The following is a 17,746-nucleotide window of genomic DNA, read 5'->3' as shown; positions in this document are numbered from 1 at the left end:
GAGTCAGTCATGGTATACAAGAGCTTTGACGAGCTTGAAGCAGCAGTGATGCAAAAGGCCCACAAGTGCAAGGTGGCTGTGGTGGAAGCCGCAGACGAGCATGTGCTTGAAGCTGTGCGGCACGCTGTTGAAGTGGGCCTTGTGGAGCCGCTGCTGTTTGGCAAGCGCGAAGATATCGCAGCAAAACTCAAGGCCATAGGCCTGCCGGGCGATGCTTACCCCATTGTTGAAACTGCCACGCCGCAGGAATCAGCCACCGGGGCCGGCATGGCGGTCAAGGAAGGCCGGGCCAACTTCATTCTCAAAGGCCTGATCCAGACCGGCGTTCTTCTCAAGGGTCTGTTCAAGGAAGAAACCGGCTTCCGCACCGGGCGGCTGATCTCGCACATGAATATTGTGCAGGTTGCCACCTACCCCAAGCTTCTGGCCCTGTGCGATGCCGCCATCAACATCGCGCCTTCGCTCGAACAGAAGCGCGACATTATCCAGAACGCGGTGGATGCCCTTGCGCGCATGGGCATTGATAACCCCAAGGTTGCGGTGCTGGCCTCTGCGGAAACCGTTAATGAAAAAATGCCTGAAAGCGTTGACGCCGCCGCGCTGAAAGAAATGAACAAAAACGGCAAGATCACTGGATGCCTGATTGAAGGCCCCATATCCTACGATCTGGCAGTATGCGCTGAATCAGCCGCCACCAAGGGCTACGAAAGCCCCGTTGCAGGCGATGCCGACCTGCTGGTGTGCCCCAATATTGTCACCGCCAACGTGCTTATCAAGTGCCTGCGCCACACGGCCAACGCGCTGACCGCAGGCATAGTAGTGGGCGGCAGGGTGCCGGTGGTGCTCAATTCCCGCGCGGCAAGCGCTGAAGACAAGTTCAGAACCATGGTTCTTGCGGCCTCTGCTGCGGGGTAGCCAACTGCGGGCTGGCCCTGCCGCTTGCTCCCCTGAGCCAACCGCTCGCAAGGTTTCAGGCTGCCGCGCTGCAATGCCGCTCAGCGCATCAGGCGCGGCAGCCCATAACAGCAAGAGCATTTTACATTGTTCCACAAGGATATGACATGGCGGAAATCAACTATACCGTTCTTTCCATCAATCCCGGTTCCACCTCGACGCGGATTGCCGTTTACAAGAACCACGAACTCTTGTTCCAGAAAAAAGTGGATCATCCGGCAGAATCCCTGCGCGGTTTTGAGAGCAACGTCGCCCAGTTTTCCATCCGCCTGGATGCCATACTGAAGGCGCTGCAAGAAGAGCAGTTTGACCTGCACCAGCTCTCCGCCGTGGCCGGGCGTGGCGGCAAACTGCCCCCGCTGTTGCAGGGCGCGTATCTTGTTGATGAGGGCATGCTGGACTTTCTGCGGCACCGTCCCATTGACGACCACGCCTCCAACCTCGGGGCGCTGCTGGCGCACGAAATCGCCAAGCCGCTGAACATCCCCTCCTACATCTATGACGCCGTGGTGATGGATCAGATGGAAGACATCGCCAAGCTCTCCGGCCTGCCGGAAATTCGCCGCAAGGCCTCGTGCCATGCCCTCAACATGCGCGCCATGGCCATCAAGGCCGCCGCGAGCAAGGGCTGGAAGCTGGCGGACAAAAACATCATCGTCAGCCACATGGGTGCGGGCATCAGCGCCACGGTCATTCATGAGGGGCGCATGATTGACGTCATCACCGATGAGGAAGGCCCCTACTCGCCTGAACGCTCTGGCGGCCTGCCCAACAGGCAGCTTATCGATCTATGCTTTTCGGGCAAGTTTGACCGCCATTCAGCCACGCGCCGCACGCGCGGTCAGGGAGGCCTGATGGCCTACCTTGGCACCAACAATGCCCTTGAAGTTGAACGCCGCATTGCCGAAGGCGATGAAAAAGCCCGCCTTGTGTACGACGGCATGACCTATCAGGTTGCCAAGCACATTGCCTCGCTGGCTGCGGTCATCAACGGCAAGGTGGATGTTGTGGTGCTGACCGGCGCATTGGCCAACTCCTCGTACATCATTGACCGCGTGGTGCCCCGGATACAGTTCCTGGGCGAGGTCATGGTGCTGCCGGGAGAAAACGAGCTGGAGGCGCTGGCCTACGGAATTTTGCGCGTACTGCGCAAGGAAGAAGGTTTCCATACCTTCCACGAATAGTCAGGTGCATCCGTGTCGCGCTGCTTACCCCAATCCCTGTAGATCGAGCAGCCCCCTCAGGGGCAAGGCGGAGATCCGCCTTGCCCCTGCGAGCGACACACCGTTCCGGCCTGTCGGCGCGTTTCTGACAACGCAACATTTAACTTGCTTATCGACATTGTCAGCGCAAAAAACACTGGCGCATGGCATATTACACTTAGCTGAAAACAAACAACATTTTTTACGATCCCCTTGGCGGAAATGCGGCCCAAGCGGAATCAAAAACAAGGCGCATCAAGAGATTCTGTGGACATCTCAAACGCGTTTAACGAACTGGTTGTTTGCGCTTGGCATGCGTGCACTAGAACCCGGCAAGAGCGTTATTGAATCGTAGCTGATGTGACGCTCAACAGATGAAGCGAAACAAATTTTTACGTTGGGTTACTAGCGCCTCTTTTGCATTTTCTGTCTGCTCCGGGGTTGTCAATTTTTCGTTCATTTTTTGCCCCAGGCCGTTCCATTTTTTTACACAGAGGGAGTGTCATGGCTGAAATCGCTGCTGAAAACAAAGGGAATCTGGTCAAGAACATTCGCCTTGCGGGGTCTGTTCTTTCCATCATCCTTGGTATCTGGGTTGCCCTGCAAGCACCACCGGAAGGCCTGAACGAAAAGACCATGATTGCTCTTGGCATCACCGTGTGGGCTGTAGGCTGGTGGATCACCGAGATCGTACCCGAATTTGTCACCGGTTTGATGATGTGTATCTTGTGGTCGGCCTTCAAGTGCGTGCCCTTCAAAACAGCGTTTGCCACATTTTCCACCTCAGGCTGGTGGATCATGGTCGGTGCATTCGCCCTGGGCGCAGTGGCAGGCAAAACAGGCCTTTTAAAGCGCATCTCACTCTGGGTTCTCAAGCTGTTCCCTGCCAGTTTTGCCGGTCAGGTGTGGGGGCTGATTGGTTCGGGCACTGTGATCGGGCCGCTCATTCCCAGCATGAACGCCAAGGCCACGCTTTCTTCGCCCATCGCCATGGGCATCAGCGATGAACTTGGCATTGAACGCAAGTCAAACGCGGCCAACGGCCTGTTCGGCGCATGCTATGTGGGCTTTATCCTCATGGGGCACATGTTCATGAGCGGCTCGTTCAGCCATTACGTTCTGGTGGGCATGCTGCCCGAGGCCTATCGCGGCGTTACGTGGCTGCAGTGGCTTTTGTGGTCGTTGCCCTATGGCGTGTGCGTCTTCCTCGGCATGGGTCTTTTCATCGTGACCTGCTACAAACCCAAGGAAAAAGTCAGCCTGCCCGCAGGCTACAGCAACGCCCAGCTTGAAAAGCTCGGGCCCATGACCCGTAATGAAAAGCTGTGCATGGGCGTACTTATTGTCACCCTGCTCATGTGGATGACCGAATCGCTGCACAAGATATCTGCCGGTGAAGTTTCGCTCATGGCCATGTGCGTGCTCATGCTGCTCAAGGTTATGGACAAGAATGATTTCAAGACGGGCATCGACTGGTCGTCCGTTGTTTTCGTGGGCAGCATCCTGAACATGGCCTCGGTTATCCAGTCTCTCAAGGTTGACCGCTGGCTTGGTACGGAACTGCAGCCCCTCCTTGCCAACGTGATTTCAGAACCCGCCCTGTTCATTGTGACCCTGGTGGTTGTGGCCTCGCTCGTCAAACTGGTTATTGTGTCGCTCACGTCCGCCTCGGCCATCTTTGTGCTGATTCTTCCGCCCATCATGATCGCCCACGGCATGAACCCCTGGATCGCCTGCATGGTCACCTTTGCCGGCAGTGATATCTGGTACCTGAGCTACATGAACTCCATTTACCTTTGCGCCCATTTCGGCACGCAGGGCAAAATGGCGCGGCACGGAGCCATGATTAAACTTTCGGCTGCATATACCGCCATATGTATAGTGGCCTTCCTTATCAGCATACCCTACTGGAAAATGCTCGGCCTCATAAAGTAACGGGGTTCCGGCGTATCCGGTACGCAAGTCGGATTTGTTACGCAGTCGCGGCATGGATTTTATTGTGAAGTCCTTGCCGTGACTGCGTCGTTAAGCAGAATCTACGGGGTAATCGGAGCATAAAGGGTGCAAGGCATTCCTGGCGTGCATTGCTTGCATGGCCGAGCAAAGCGGCACTGACGCAAGACAGGTTTTGACCTGTTCTTTCTCAATACCTGCTGTATTCATTCAATATTTCATGCTGTTCATGTTTACTTTGCATACAGCGAGGTTTATGTTTTTAACACCGCCCGGCGCATACGCCATGCGCGAACCAATCAGATGACGAGGCTCCCATGCTGCCAGCCAGTTTCAAACCGCGTATTCTTTGCGTTTCCATTTATGATGAAATGGCTCAGCTTGTGCGCCACTCCGCAGGCCAGTTCGGCGTTGAGGTGGATGTATTTGATGGCGGCATTTACAACAGCGGGCACCTCCACGCGCTTGAGGTGGAAAACCGTTACGATGTCATTATCAGTCAGGCGGGAACGGCCATCGCCATCCAGCATATGGTCAAAACACCCGTGGTGCCCATCCAGATTACTGCCAACGACATCGTCACCCCTCTGCGCGAAGCGTCAGAGCGCCACCAGAACCTGCTCTGCATCACCTACGACAGCAATTTGAGCGTTGATATTGAGTCGCTGGCGGCCTTTGCGCGGCTTAAGAATTTCCGCCAGGTCATCTACCGCAACGAGCAGGACTTCAACAGTATTATTTCCCGCCTTCCTACGTTGAAAGATGTTGCCATTGTCGGATTTGGTGGATGTGTCATTGAAAAGGCGGCACAGTACGGCCTGCCCTACTATCTCATACGTTCCAGCAAGGACAGCGTGCATCAGGCGGTGCTTTCGGCCCGCAACATTGTTGACCAGCACATCAAGGAACGTACCCGCTCCCGCCGCCTGAACAATATTATCAACTATTCTCTCAGCGGCATCGTTTCCGTCAATCGCGACAAAACAATCGCCATCTGCAACCGCCCGGCAAAGCAGATGCTTGACCTGCACGGCAAAAAGCTGGTGGGCATGGATATTGATGCCCCGTCAACGCCACAGGAGCTCAAACAGATGCTCGGCAACGGTGAATACACCGTGGACAAGGTATTGCCCCTCAAGGGCAAGACCCTGGTGGTCAATCGCGTACCTATCCGCGTGCGTGAGCATGACCAGGGCACCATCATTGTTTTTCAGGAACTTTCCAAAATCCAGAAAATCGAAGCTGAGGCCCGTGTACAGCTTGCCAGCAAGGGCTTGGTGGCAAAATACAATTTTTCGGACATCATCGGTTCAAAAAACACCCTTGGCCCGGTTGTGGCCGAAGCCAAGCGCTATGCCCGCAGCAGCGCCTCCATTCTCATTGAAGGGGAAACAGGCTCTGGCAAGGAGCTTTTTGCCCAGAGTATCCACAATTTCAGCGAGCGCAAAAAAGGCCCCTTTGTGGCCCTTAACTGCGCGGCCCTGCCCGAGCACCTGCTGGAGAGCGAACTTTTCGGATATGAAGAAGGGGCCTTTACCGGCGCGCGCAAGGGCGGCAAACCGGGCATGTTTGAGCTGGCCCACCGGGGAACGCTGTTTCTGGATGAAATCAGCGAAATGAGCCTCGCAACCCAGGTGCGTCTGCTGCGCACCTTGCAGGAAAAAGAAATCTTCCGCATTGGCGGCGACCGCGTCATCAACATTGACGTACGCATTATAGCGGCTTCAAACCGCGATCTCTACGCCATGGCTCAGGAAGGTTCTTTCCGGCGCGACCTGTTTTTCAGACTCAACATCTTGCCATTGCAAATACCGCCGCTACGCAAGCGCAAGGAAGACATCCCCACGCTCATTGCCCATTTTATCAAAAAAAACCACCAGCACGTAGCCGGACGCAGCCGCCTCAAGTTTGACGATGCAACGCTTGCCGCGCTGTCAGCGCACGGCTGGCCGGGTAATGTGCGTGAACTGGAGCATATTCTGGAGCGCGTGTTTACCCTCTATGACGAGCAACAGGACTTTGACGCGCTGATTACAGACATCATGCGGCGGCACTGCCTGCGGCAGGGCATGGCTGGCCCATGCCACCCTATTGATGATGTTTTGCAGGTGCCGCGCGGCACCATGGCAGAGATGGAACGCTTCATTCTGGAGGCCTCGCTTGAAGAACACGGCGGCAACAAAAAAGCTCTCGCTGACGCTCTTGGCATCAGCCGCGTGACCGTGTGGAAAAAACTCAAGGAACTTGAAGGCGAAGAGCAGGGGCAGGATTGACCCCAGGTTGCGCGAAAATGGCCTGAAGCCAGCCGCGCATCTGCCGCTCATAATTACGGCTGGTCTTGCTTTTGCTTTTTGCCCTACAGTTTTTTGCGATTTTGCCGATCAGATGGATGCACAGGTTCGCACAAACGGCCAAGGAGCAAGCCATGGACGATGTGAAGATGGGCATGAGCGTAAGCCTGGCCAGAAGCGCCTTGAACATTCAGGCCAACATGTCTGCAGCGCTTATCAGCGGCACTATTGATAAGGGCGCGGAAATGGAGCAGAACATGCGCAGCCAAGGGCTTGCCGCCGAGGGCATTGGCGGAAAGCTGGACGTGCAGGCTTAACACGCTTTGCCGTACGAAGAGGAACAGCCGCCGGGTACAGCCCGGCGGCTGTTGCGCGTTACGAGAACATGCCAGGAATCAGGATCAGCCTGCGGCCCGGCTGCGAGCGGTCATCTTGCGCCTTCCGCTGTTGCCGTCCTTGTGCCTATTCGTTTACCCGCACGCGTTGACAAATACCCGCAGAGTAGTAAGGCTGTATGCGCCGGTTCCCGGCCCAGATTCTGCCCATATCCGCACAAGGAGTTTTTGTGAAAATTCTTGTAACACCCCGTTCTTTCGGCAAAACCAATCCCGAGCTGTTTGACCGTCTGGCCCAGGCCGGGCTGGAAGTGATACGCAACGACACGGGCGGCATTCTCTCCGCCGAGCAGATGAAGGAAAAGCTGGCCGACTGCGCTGGCGTCATTCTTGGCGTTGACCCCATGGATGCCCCTGTGCTGGCTGCTGCCCCCGCCCTCAAGGCCATTGCCAAATACGGCGTGGGGCTGGACAACATCGACCTTGCGGCCTGCAAGGAGCGCGGCATCGCGGTTTCGCGCACCGTAGGCGCCAACAGCAATGCCGTGGCCGACTACGCCCTGACCCTCATGCTCATGGTGGCGCGCAAGGCCGGGCTTATTGACCGCCGCTGCCGCCAGAAAGACTGGGGCAAGATCACCAGCATCGATTTGTACGGCAAAACCATCGGCATCATCGGCCTTGGGGCCATTGGCCGTTGCGTTGTCAAACGCGCACAGGGCTTTGGCATGAAGATTCTGGCCCACGACGTTGTGTGGGACGATGCCTGGGCCGCCAAGGAAGGCGTGGAACGCGCAGATGTTGACCGCATTTGCCGCGAGGCCGACTTCATCACCCTGCATACGGTGCTGACGGACGAAACCCGCAACCTCATTAATGCCCAGCGCCTTGCAAGCATGAAAAAGACAGCCGTGCTGATCAACACCGCGCGCGGCGGGCTTATTGACGAGGGGGCCCTGCTGGCTGCACTGAAAGAAGGCAGCATCTACGGCGCGGGCCTTGACGTATTTGAACAGGAACCCCCGGCTGATCCGGCGTGGTATGAGCTGGACAACCTTGTGATGGGTTCGCACTGCTCGTCCTCCACCGCAGGTGCCACGGAAACCATGGGCAACATGGCTGTGGACAACCTGTTGCGCGATTTGGGGCTGTAAGCAGCTCCACTGCCTGAATAGTACGCGCCTGTGGGCGCAAAATGCAGCCCGCCCGCATCCTCTGTGAGAATGCGGGCGGGCTTTTTTGTTTACGGTGCGCCATTGGCTGGCGCGCGTTCCCTTTTATGAATTCTTCAAGATGAATTCATTCTTCTCGGCTGTCATATCTGCGGTCACATTATTGACAGTGGTGATGGTAAGATCTTGCGTTACATTGCTGAAGGTATGCTCGCCTGTCTTCTCCCACTGTGTGCTGTCCAAGGATATGGAGTTGTCCGTACCCATTTTGATGCCCGCGTTGATAAGCGCATTCATGTCCGTCAGATTGGCGGTGCCGTCACCATCCTTGGCTCCATCCTGAATGAAGACGCTCACATTCTTTACCTGATTGGAATCGGCCAACAGAGAATCCAGCGTGTCGGAGCTGTGGTTGATAAACACGTTAAGCCCCGTGGTAGAACCGCCGTCAATGGTGTCGCCCGTATGGAAGACCAACACGTTGTTGCCAGCGCCGCCGTTCAGAATGTTATTTCCCGCGCCGCCGTCAAGGAAGTCGTTGCTTGCCCCGCCGTAGAGATGGTCGTTCCCATCACCGCCGTAGAGGTGGTCGCCATCATTGCCAGCATAAAGGGTATCGTTGCCGTCTCCGCCGTACAGTTGATTGTGCCCAGCGCCGCCGTAGAGGATGTCATCGCCACTACCGCCGTACAACCTGTCATCGCCTCCGCCGCCGTAGAGAATGTGATTCTGCGTCTCGCTACTCGCATCAAGGTAATCCGCGCTGTTGCTGCCAAACAACAGGTGGCTGGTTTCGCCGCCAGTGGTAATATCTACATGGTGGCCGCCGTCTTTTCCAGTAACATCAAAGGCAAGGCTTGCCTTGCCAGCAGCAGATATAAGACCGTGGGAGTCTGTGGCGGTAAACAGAAAGGAATCTGTGAAGCTTGTAGCCCACTCCCCGCTGCCGTTCAGGTGCAGTTGCAGAGCATCCAGCCCCTGTTCTGAGTGGATATTGGGGTCATAGGTGTACTGACCGTCGGCAGTTACAGTAACATGCCCATAGGCAGCTTCTGTCTGCAAGGCATAAGAAGCGATATGGTCGCCCGTATCCGGATCTGTTGCGTGCAATTGACCGTTGGCTGTGCCAAAAGTTTCACTTGTCGCCACAGGCGCGTCGTTGGTGCCGTGGATGGTGAACTTAATACTATGGTCTGTAACTTGGCCATTCTTTGCAATGACACTGATCATCACAGTATCGGAGAACGAATTTCCGTCACCAAGCGCCAACACTGCTTTGTCGTGGGCATCAACGGTGTAGGTGTACGATCCATACTTATCAATACCAAGAGTTCCGTGAGCGCCTTGAGTTTTTACGGTATATGACACCTCATGGTCTTCATAATCCGTGCCCACGACCTTCCCCTGGGCAATGTATTTGAGGCCCGCATCAGGGTTGGCCACCGCCTGCACATCAAAATCACTGCCCGTGGCATTTTCCACCACAGGACCGCTGGCACTCCCCTTGATATTGACTGTTATCAATTGCGTAACCTTGTTGTGGTTCTGATCTTCCACCACAAGAGTTGCATGGGTTTCTACAAGCTGCCCGGCCTTAAGGGCCATAACTGCCGGAGAACTGCTATCGAGCGTGAATGTGTATTCACCCGATGGCTTCACTGTAAAGGTGCCATACTCGTTGCTGATGTTGTCATGAGCCGTTTTGTCGGCAGCCTCAAAGTAAAGGTTTGGCGATTTCGCAACGTCTGCACTATCCGCATCAAATACGGTAATTTTACCACTCATGGAGTTTACAGGGCTGCCTTCTGTTACGGTCAGCACTTTCTCCACGGTCACTTCAGGCAGATCATCTGTGCCAGAAACATTCACTTTCAGCGTTACTTCGTTAGAAGCACCGTGCTTGTCCGTGGCGATAATAGTGAAAGTTTCACTGAGGTTCTTTGCTGAGGAATCCAGCCCCTGCACCTTACTGTCCGCATTGTTGAGCACATAGGAATAGCTGCCATCGGGTTTGACGACCAGCACTCCGTATTCGCCGCGTACTACCATGCCAGCAGTATTGGAACTGACACTCTTGGCGGAAAACGTAAGATTGCTATCACCCTTGTCATCTTCAAAAAATGTTTTGGCATTGCCAGTAAGGCTAGTATGCGTATCTTCGGCAACAGAAGCCTGTACGGTGTTGCCAGTATGGTCAACGCTACTGTCGAATTTGACAGTGGGAGCGTCGTTGGCGCCGGTCAGATTTACCTTGATAACCTGCTTGGTGGTTGCTCCGTGCGCGTCTGTTACCAGCACAGTGAAGCTGTCGGTTTCGGTGACGCCTTCATTCAGATTCAGGCCTTCATTGGCTTTATAACTATATTTTCCATCTGAATTGAGTGTAAAGGTGCCAAAATTTCCAGCAACTTTTCCGCTATGACCATGATCTCCGTCAATGCTGTACTTCAGTGTAGCAGATTCGCCAGCATCTGCGTCCGAGCCCACAATCCTGTATGTAGCTTGAGAGGTAAAGTGGTCTTTCTCCGCCAGATCAATATCCTTGTATGAATCAACCACAGGGGAATCATTGGTTCCGCTGATGTTGATGACAACATTTACATGGTACAGCCCAAACGCTTCCGTCCACGGCTTGCCGTTGAACATCATTGAAAATGTTTCTTTTACAGTTTCGCCTTCATGCAGCGCCTGCACATCTGGGCGGGTGTTATACAGGGTATACGTATACGCACCAGTAGCAGGGTTGACTGAAAGGTAGCCGTATTTGCCCTCCATTCCCTGCACTTGGTTCCCTTGCCCGTCATTTATACCAAACCCATAATCGGGCGCATCTACACTTATTACAGATACACCCCATATTGCATCCAGGTGGCCGGTAACAGCCACACCCTCTGGCGAGGGATGTTCCTTGCTGCCAACGTGGAGGTCAAAGCCGTCATCTTCCTTCACTGCCCGCTCAAGCTGACTGAACGTATAGGAAGGATTGCGCCAGTCACTACCGCCGGATCCGCCAGTTCCGCTAGATCCGGGGGTAATGTGGATGGTGATATCTTTTGGCTCTGAGACTGCAGAATGGGGGTCAATGATGACAACCTTGACAGAATCATCAATGCCAGCATTGCTGTGATTCAGGGCCGTGGCGAGCTTTGCGCTGTAGGTATCCAGAAAATAGGTATACTTGCCCGTGGCCGGATCAATGGAAATAGTTCCGTAGTCTGTCTTCACTTCCGTTGCGTAAGAAGTGGAGCCATCAGTGTGGGAAACAGCAAATTTGTAGACCAGGCTATTGGTCGGATCATCAACATCGGCCTTGCCAGTTACCGTGCCCACAAACACCGTACCAGGGTGAGCTGTATCCACCCAGTCGTTGGCCTGATCTTCAAAATTGCCAACTTTTGCCGCACCAGCAAAGGCCGGTGTGCTGCTGGTAAAGTATGGCCTGTCATTGGTGCCATGGATTGCTATGGAAATACTCTGGGGGACAGTGCTGCCCCCCGCAGTGGCGACAACAGTGAACGTTTCGTTCAGCGAGTTGCCCTCGTTGAGCTTCTGAATGGCCTCATTGTCATTTTCCGTCAAAAAGTACTTGTAGCTGCCATTAGGGCTGACAACCAGATAGCCATAGTTTCCCTTGGCCACAGTGGCTCCCGATATGCCATCAGCGTAAGCTTTGACCACCTGAATATCGGTGGAAGTCGAAGAATCCACTGTCCATCCGGCTTTTGCACCGTCTTTCCCAAAGTTGGCCTCGTCGCTGTCGTCCACAATCTTGCCAAGGGTAAGCTGACCCGTCGTAGTGGGATCATCGCTGTGGTCAACAGAACCAGGGTATATCGTGTGCCCTGCATCTTCCCTAATGCTGTTTCCAGAGATATTGACGATGGGTGTATCTTTATTGCCCGTTATATCTATCTGCAATGTGGCATTGGAGTACGCCCCACGCTGATCCTGAATGCGGACCGTGAACACTTCGTCCTTCAGGTGGGTATTATCGTCAAGGTGTTGCAGCAGGTCTGGCCTGGTGAGGGTATAGGTATAGCTGCCATCCGGTTTTAGCTCCAGAACGCCATACTTGCCTTCCAACACCTGTGTGGTGCCTGAACCATATACAAGGCTGTAGCGAAGCGTTGCCGGGGTATCCGCAGCATCGACGTCTGTCCCGGACAGTTGCCCGGTTGACGTGGAAAATTTGCTGTTGTCTTCCGTCAATCCTGACTTAAACGTAATTGTTCGGCTGTCAGAATTTTCCGTGTTGAAGGTAAAATCTGGTTTGTCGTTGGTTCCCTTGATATAAAGTTCCAGCTTTTGCGTTGCGGGGGGGAGGTCTTTAGGTGGTGTAAATGTATTGCCACTGGTTGTACCTTGGCGCGTATCCCAGGCGGCAAGCTCAATGTTAGTAATCTTCGTGAGATCCCCGGCATTGAGGGCCTTCACCGCTGAAGTATCCTGATCCAACTCAAACGAGAACTTGCCATAACGGTCAATGGTAAGTTTTCCGTATCCGGTATCATACGAATCTTTTATATACTTTACGATTCCACCATCAAACGTCACCTTGAACCCGTATTGCAGATTATCAGTGTTCGCATCGACCTGGATAACTTTAAACGTTCCACCTGTGGCTTGGCTGCCATCGTACTCTGTGGATTTTTCAAAACTGGCATTAGGGTCGCTGCCCACACGCGCAACACCAGATTCCCAAGCCTGGATGCTGTGCGCATCATTGCTTGTAACCCGTATGGCATCGTAACTGCCCTGAATCTGTACGTTGATTGTTCCAGATTTGTATGCACCGTGGTTGTCCACAACTACCACGGGGATATCAAGATTCTTGATATCGTTGCCAGAAAGCTTCTGCACTGCGGCGGACGACTGGTAGAGTTCAAAAGTATACTTGCCTGCATTTCCCCCAGATGATTCAATGCTGACCTTACCCCAAAAATCATCAACACTACCTTTCTTGAAGGTAGCTTCGTCAACGAGTGTTCCGTCGGCCTTGACGTACATGACCGTATTCAGCGCGGCCCCGTCTTTGACAGATGCGACAAGGTGGTAACGTAGGTTGTCACTGGTGTCAGTGTCCTTGCCTGCAATGTTCCCCGTGATGGTGGTGGCTATACTACTATCTTCGACAACGATGCCATATTCAGAGCCGCCGACGGTGGCAAGGCCAACAGAGCTCTTCCACGCGTTGCTCGTAATGGTTGGCACTTCGTTAGAGCCGTTGACGGTTACAGTAATTATGCCAGTGGTCTCGGCATAGGTTCCGCCACTGATGGTGTTCTGAGGATGCCCGTTAACAATATTGTTGCTGTCCGTGACCAGAGGCGTAAACGTGATATTTACGGACTTTCCTTCTGAAAGCCTGTTAACGGCCTCTGATTCTGTAAGGGTAAAGGTGTAGCTACCATCCTCGTGCAAAACAAGCGTGCCGCACTTTTCATAGTTCTTGATAGATACGCCTTCTGTCACTATCCGGTAGTTTGTGCTGCTCAGAGTTCCGCTCGTTGGCGCAAGAACATCCACTGTTATTTCGTGGCCAGCAGCATAGAGATTAACAACCTTGTTGCTGCCATCTCTTGCCTGAAGGCCAAATGTCAGCGTGTCTTTAGGAGAAGTTACGCTGCCATCTACTCCATCCACATCCGTGGCGTGCAGCGCCCCACTGACGACGAACTCGTGGTATGGTTTGCCTGTAGAGCCGTTTGCAGCACCCGCATTGGAATCTGTTGTCTTTTCAGTATTTTCTGCAGAAACAAGGTTTTTTCCACGGTCACCCTTAACATAGTAACCATTTTCCTTGACTGAATGATTGTAATTATTGTCAAAAGTAGGGGCATCGTTGGTACCATGCACGGCGACGGTAATCTGTTTTGAATCCCATGCGCCGTGCTCATCCCTTACATAGATGGTAAAATTCTCTTGACGCTCTTCACCAGAGTCAAGAAAATTTGCTTTGCTCTCGTCAAGGCTGTAAGTGTACTTGCCACTCGCATCAATACTAAGAGTTCCGTAGGTTCCATCTACCGTTGTATGACCGGCTCCAAGCCCACTCTGGTTCGCACTGTCCTTGTCAAAAGCAAGGTTGCGCCCGTCAATGTCAGCTACGTCTTTGTGACCAACAACAAGACCAAATGATGTTGCCGCATGAGCGTCTACGTCTGCCCCAAGCACGCTGGCAGAGACACTAGTGTGGACAACACCAGCCCCCGCTTCCACTACGGAAAGATCGCCAGAATTTACCACAACAGCATCGCCATGGCTGTCTTTTGTCACAAATTTTAGCGTGGGTTGATCATTGGTGCCGTGGATGGTGACCTCGATGGTGCTGGCTCCGGTACCATCATGGCCATCGTTTACGGTAATGCCAAAATCTAAAATTTTGGCATCGCCGGACGCCATTTTATCAACAACGCCACCCTTTGTGTCGTCAATTTTAAAAACATACTTTCCAGAGCTGCTGTTCAGATACAGCGTCCCGTAGTCGGTAGTTTTGCTATAGTCATACGTTTCGCTGCCCACTGTTGTTGCTGTGGCAAGCTTGGTGACGCCATCAATAGAATATGTGGGCGTTTTGTCATGTAAATCAGCATCATGAGAATTTACCTGCCCCACTACGGAGAGGGGAACACCAGGCTCGCTGTCATTGCCGAGATTCCGTGACCAGCCCCGTTTTTTTGTACCAGGTTAAATGTTAGTGGTAGATTCTTTGTGGTTCTGTTTCTGTCGCCTGTATAGCTGATAATTCTGGCGGAGGCGAGATTGGTCCCATTTCTCCTCTTTGGGGAGGGGTAAAAACTGTCAATGGCGCAGGAGGTCTACCGTTAAGGGAGCGATGCGGCCTACGGTGGTTGTAGTGCTGGCGCCAGTTTTCGATAACTACTTCGGCTTCCTGTAACGTCATAAACACCTCGCCGTCCAGCAGCTTGTCCCGAAGCTTGCCGTTAAAACTTTCGCAGTAACCATTTTCCCAAGGGCTGCCCGGTTCAATGTACTGCGTCTGCACAGACAGATTTGCCAACCATTCTTTTAAAGCTAACGCTACGAATTCTGGACCGTTGTCCGAGCGAATGTTATCAGGTCTGCCATGCGTCAGAAATAAATCTGCCAAAACGTGCATTACTTGCTCTGCACGAATTGTGCGGGCCACATGTAGTGCCAAGCATTCACGGCTATATTCATCAATGACTACCAGCACACGAAAAGATTTGCCATTGGCCGTGCGGCAATGCACAAAATCATAAGCCCAGACGTGATTTTTCCACTCAGGCCGGAGCCGAATGCAGGAACCATCATTCAGCCACAAGCGCTTTCTTGGGCGCTGCTTTGCTGGGACTTTTAAGCCTTCCTGTTTCCAAATCCGTTCTACGCGATTATAGCTGATACCCCACCCGTCTGTCCGCAAGAGGTCGGTCACCGCTCTGTAGCCGTACCGGCCATACTCCGAGGCATAGTTGATCACCGCCTGGCGCACGAGCACTGAAAACTCACAAACAGAGGACGTATACCGTTGAGTAGTCCGATGTTGCCCCAGAACAGCGCATACCTTGCGCTCACTGCTCCCGGTCTGCTCACGGACATACTCCGCACATTGACGACGGCGGGTGGGGCTCAGAAGTTTCCCTTTGCCGCCTCCGCAAGAATAATTTTTTCAAGGCTTAAATCAGCGACGGCTCGCCGCAGCCTAGCGTTTTCCTTTTCTAGTTCTTTCAATCGCTTGAGCTGCTCAGTACCCATGCCTCCGTATTCCTTGCGCCATCGATAATACGTCTGCTCGGTTACAGCAATTTTGCGGCAAGCCAGCGCAATGCTTTCACCTTGTCCTACAAGAACTTCAACCTCACGAAGTTTGAAAATGATTTGCTCTGGAGTGAATGCTTTGCGACCCATTTGATGCCCTCCATGGCTCCACCTTATACTAACTTTTTAGGCGGACCAGTTTTTTGGGGGCAGGTCAGTTTTTGGTCGGCAAAGAATCGAGGATTTCACATCAACATTTGCCCCCAAATATAAGCCTATCTTACGACATTATCCTGAATTAAGCATTGATCCTGATACTTCCGACAAAGAATTAGATTTAATTCTTTATCGAAAACGTTCTGAGCTTGAAGTAAATCTAATTTCTAAAGGGCACGACTTAGCAAGCCCTCTCACAGATGAAACATTTGAAGATTATGAAATTAGATTGCAACATTACCTTTCAATGGCAAGTGACATCAAGATGTCTGATCTGGCAAGCTATGTCTCACATAGAAAAGTTGTCTTAGATTTTTTTGAGCGTGCTATTGAAAGACATCGGGATGGCAAATATTCGCAAGAAAACATTGTTCATCAACTTATTATGCCAATGCAGGTTGAATCAGATGAAATAAAAGTTGAGGATGCAAATCTTTGGCTAATTGATGAACGCCTAGCTTTTCATCGTTATCTCGGATCTGACAAGACCTTGCTATCAATGCCTGTCACAGGAGCAAATGAGACACTAGAACCAGATATTACATGCCTAAACATATATGACAATCCAATTCTCGTTAATGAGGGCCAACAATTACCATTGGCCAGCATAACTGTTGTGGAAATAAAAAGACCGATGCGCAACGATTTCAAAGAAGGGGAAAAGGATAACCCCATCGAACAAGCTCTTCTTTATATTCAAAAAATCCGGGATGGTAAGATCAAAACGTCTGGAGGTAGAAATATACCCCAATCGGATGCCACTCCAGCATTTTGCTATATACTTGCCGACTTAACCCCCACAATGATTAATAGAGCAAAGCTTGCGGGCCTAAAACCGACCCACGACTACATGGGATATTTTGGATTTAATGATAGCTATAAGGCGTATATTGAAGTTATCGGATTCGACCAACTAATTAAGTCAGCTAAAGAACGCAATAGAGCCTTTTTTGATAGACTAGGGCTACCTTCAAAATAGCGCAAATCCTGCGTGAACAATTTATTTGCTCTTAAACTGGGGTAAAATCCACGCAAAAACGGCCTGTCCGCTGCTGCGGGCAGGCCGTTCACATAAGGCGTTGTCAGCGTGTTAGTAGGGCAAGCCAAGGCCTGTAGCGGTGTGGATGGTATCCTTGAAAAAGACGATGCGGCTGAGCAGCACGGCGCAGAACACCAGCAGGCCAAGCGCGCAGGCGCGTTGCCGCGCCGCGTAGGTCAACCCAAAGGCCGCGCCCAGCAGCGCCAGTCCGCCCCAGAACAAGGGCGAAGCCAGCCACGCACGGGCCGTGGCCTGCATGATCGTACCGCCGGAGGCCCACACGCAGGGCACAATCAGCAGCACCGCCATGAGCATTCCCAGAAACACCCGCAGCACCCCAACCCGGTTTTGCGCAAAGGCCGCGCCCAGCGAAAGGCTGGTAAGGGCGAAGAGCAGCATGGGTACGCCGTTGCTGATGGCAGGCATGGAGATGACGGCATAGGTCATGCCCTGCATGATGATACCCGCAAGCCCCGCCAAGGCAGTGAGTACGCACAGCAGGCGCGAAGGCTTGAAGCAGCAAAGGCAGGCCAGCGCGGCGAACAGGCCGAATACCAGCCCTTCCCTGCTGAGCCAGGAACCGCCCATATTGGTAAGCGCCGTTGCGGCGCGCCAGGGCTGGGCAAGATGCAGCATGGAAGCCGCCAGCCCGAGCAGGGCGGCCCCGGCCACAACGTACCATTCCTTGCCGCCAAGGTGGCTAAGCCCTACGGCCTGTCTGGAGGCCGAGGTTACGGCCCCGGCAGCCGGGCGCAGCATTCCAAAAGCCGCAAATACGGCCATGCCCACGGCAAGCTGGGTAAGCACCGTAAAGAAGACAAGAGGGAATTCGTAATGCATGGTT

At 53.1% G+C, this 17,746-nt stretch carries 10 protein-coding genes; 7 read left to right on the top strand and 3 right to left on the bottom strand.

Annotation, left to right across the window (positions count from 1 at the left end; translation table 11 throughout):
- The first annotated feature begins 9 nt into the window (after positions 1-9).
- From ACUZ79_RS14190 to ACUZ79_RS14165, 6 genes are all read left to right on the top strand, one after another.
- Positions 10-915 carry a phosphate acyltransferase gene (locus tag ACUZ79_RS14190; RefSeq protein WP_449251981.1) on the top strand — a complete coding sequence of 302 codons (906 nt, stop codon included), beginning with the start codon at positions 10-12 and terminating at the stop codon, positions 913-915.
- 146 nt (positions 916-1,061) lie between these two features.
- Positions 1,062-2,138, top strand: a complete 1,077-nt coding sequence (gene buk, locus ACUZ79_RS14185) for a butyrate kinase (RefSeq protein ID WP_449251980.1) — start codon at positions 1,062-1,064, stop codon at positions 2,136-2,138.
- Positions 2,139-2,660: 522 nt separating this feature from the next.
- Positions 2,661-4,091, top strand: a complete 1,431-nt coding sequence (locus ACUZ79_RS14180) for an SLC13 family permease (RefSeq protein WP_240825219.1) — start codon at positions 2,661-2,663, stop codon at positions 4,089-4,091.
- Positions 4,092-4,426: 335 nt separating this feature from the next.
- Positions 4,427-6,382, top strand: coding sequence for a sigma 54-interacting transcriptional regulator (locus ACUZ79_RS14175; RefSeq protein WP_449251979.1), 1,956 nt, complete (start codon positions 4,427-4,429; stop codon positions 6,380-6,382).
- A 152-nt stretch (positions 6,383-6,534) separates the two neighbouring features.
- Entirely contained in the window at positions 6,535-6,717 is a 183-nt protein-coding gene (locus ACUZ79_RS14170; protein WP_022659683.1) for a hypothetical protein, read from the top strand.
- A 248-nt stretch (positions 6,718-6,965) separates the two neighbouring features.
- Positions 6,966-7,889 (top strand): phosphoglycerate dehydrogenase, encoded by a 924-nt coding sequence (locus ACUZ79_RS14165; RefSeq protein WP_240825223.1) that lies wholly within the window; start codon positions 6,966-6,968, stop codon positions 7,887-7,889.
- A 123-nt stretch (positions 7,890-8,012) separates the two neighbouring features.
- Here the strand turns inward: ACUZ79_RS14165 and ACUZ79_RS14160 are convergent, their stop codons facing one another.
- Together ACUZ79_RS14160 and ACUZ79_RS14155 are read right to left on the bottom strand one after the other, a co-directional pair.
- The gene (locus tag ACUZ79_RS14160; protein WP_449251978.1) at positions 8,013-14,522 is read right to left on the bottom strand and encodes a VCBS domain-containing protein; all 6,510 of its coding nucleotides are present in this window, start codon (positions 14,520-14,522) and stop codon (positions 8,013-8,015) included.
- A 79-nt stretch (positions 14,523-14,601) separates the two neighbouring features.
- Positions 14,602-15,797 (bottom strand): IS3 family transposase gene (locus tag ACUZ79_RS14155; protein ID WP_428993646.1). Its coding sequence is split into 2 segments (ribosomal slippage): positions 14,602-15,527 and positions 15,527-15,797, totalling 1,197 coding nucleotides; the frame shifts between segments, so codons are not numbered across the junction.
- 331 nt (positions 15,798-16,128) lie between these two features.
- Here ACUZ79_RS14155 and ACUZ79_RS14150 point away from each other — a divergent pair.
- Positions 16,129-16,842 carry a hypothetical protein gene (locus tag ACUZ79_RS14150; protein ID WP_449251977.1) on the top strand — a complete coding sequence of 238 codons (714 nt, stop codon included), beginning with the start codon at positions 16,129-16,131 and terminating at the stop codon, positions 16,840-16,842.
- 111 nt (positions 16,843-16,953) lie between these two features.
- Here the strand turns inward: ACUZ79_RS14150 and ACUZ79_RS14145 are convergent, their stop codons facing one another.
- Positions 16,954-17,742 (bottom strand): DmsC/YnfH family molybdoenzyme membrane anchor subunit, encoded by a 789-nt coding sequence (locus ACUZ79_RS14145; RefSeq protein ID WP_449251976.1) that lies wholly within the window; start codon positions 17,740-17,742, stop codon positions 16,954-16,956.
- Positions 17,743-17,746 lie beyond the last annotated feature (4 nt).

It is taken from the genome of Desulfovibrio faecalis (genome assembly GCF_053570625.1).
The sequence above is the reverse complement of the archived record's forward strand: the minus strand, read 5'-3'. Positions and strand labels throughout refer to the sequence as shown.

Excerpts from the sequence above, each read along its gene's own strand:
- ACUZ79_RS14145 (WP_449251976.1), bottom strand. The coding sequence starts at position 17,742 with ATGCATTACGAATTCCCTCTTGTCTTCTTTACGGTGCTTACCCAGCTT.
- ACUZ79_RS14180 (WP_240825219.1), top strand. The coding sequence starts at position 2,661 with ATGGCTGAAATCGCTGCTGAAAACAAAGGGAATCTGGTCAAGAACATT.
- ACUZ79_RS14190 (WP_449251981.1), top strand. The coding sequence starts at position 10 with ATGGTATACAAGAGCTTTGACGAGCTTGAAGCAGCAGTGATGCAAAAG.
- buk (WP_449251980.1), top strand. The coding sequence starts at position 1,062 with ATGGCGGAAATCAACTATACCGTTCTTTCCATCAATCCCGGTTCCACC.
- ACUZ79_RS14150 (WP_449251977.1), top strand. The coding sequence starts at position 16,129 with ATGTCTGATCTGGCAAGCTATGTCTCACATAGAAAAGTTGTCTTAGAT.
- ACUZ79_RS14175 (WP_449251979.1), top strand. The coding sequence starts at position 4,427 with ATGCTGCCAGCCAGTTTCAAACCGCGTATTCTTTGCGTTTCCATTTAT.
- ACUZ79_RS14170 (WP_022659683.1), top strand. The coding sequence starts at position 6,535 with ATGGACGATGTGAAGATGGGCATGAGCGTAAGCCTGGCCAGAAGCGCC.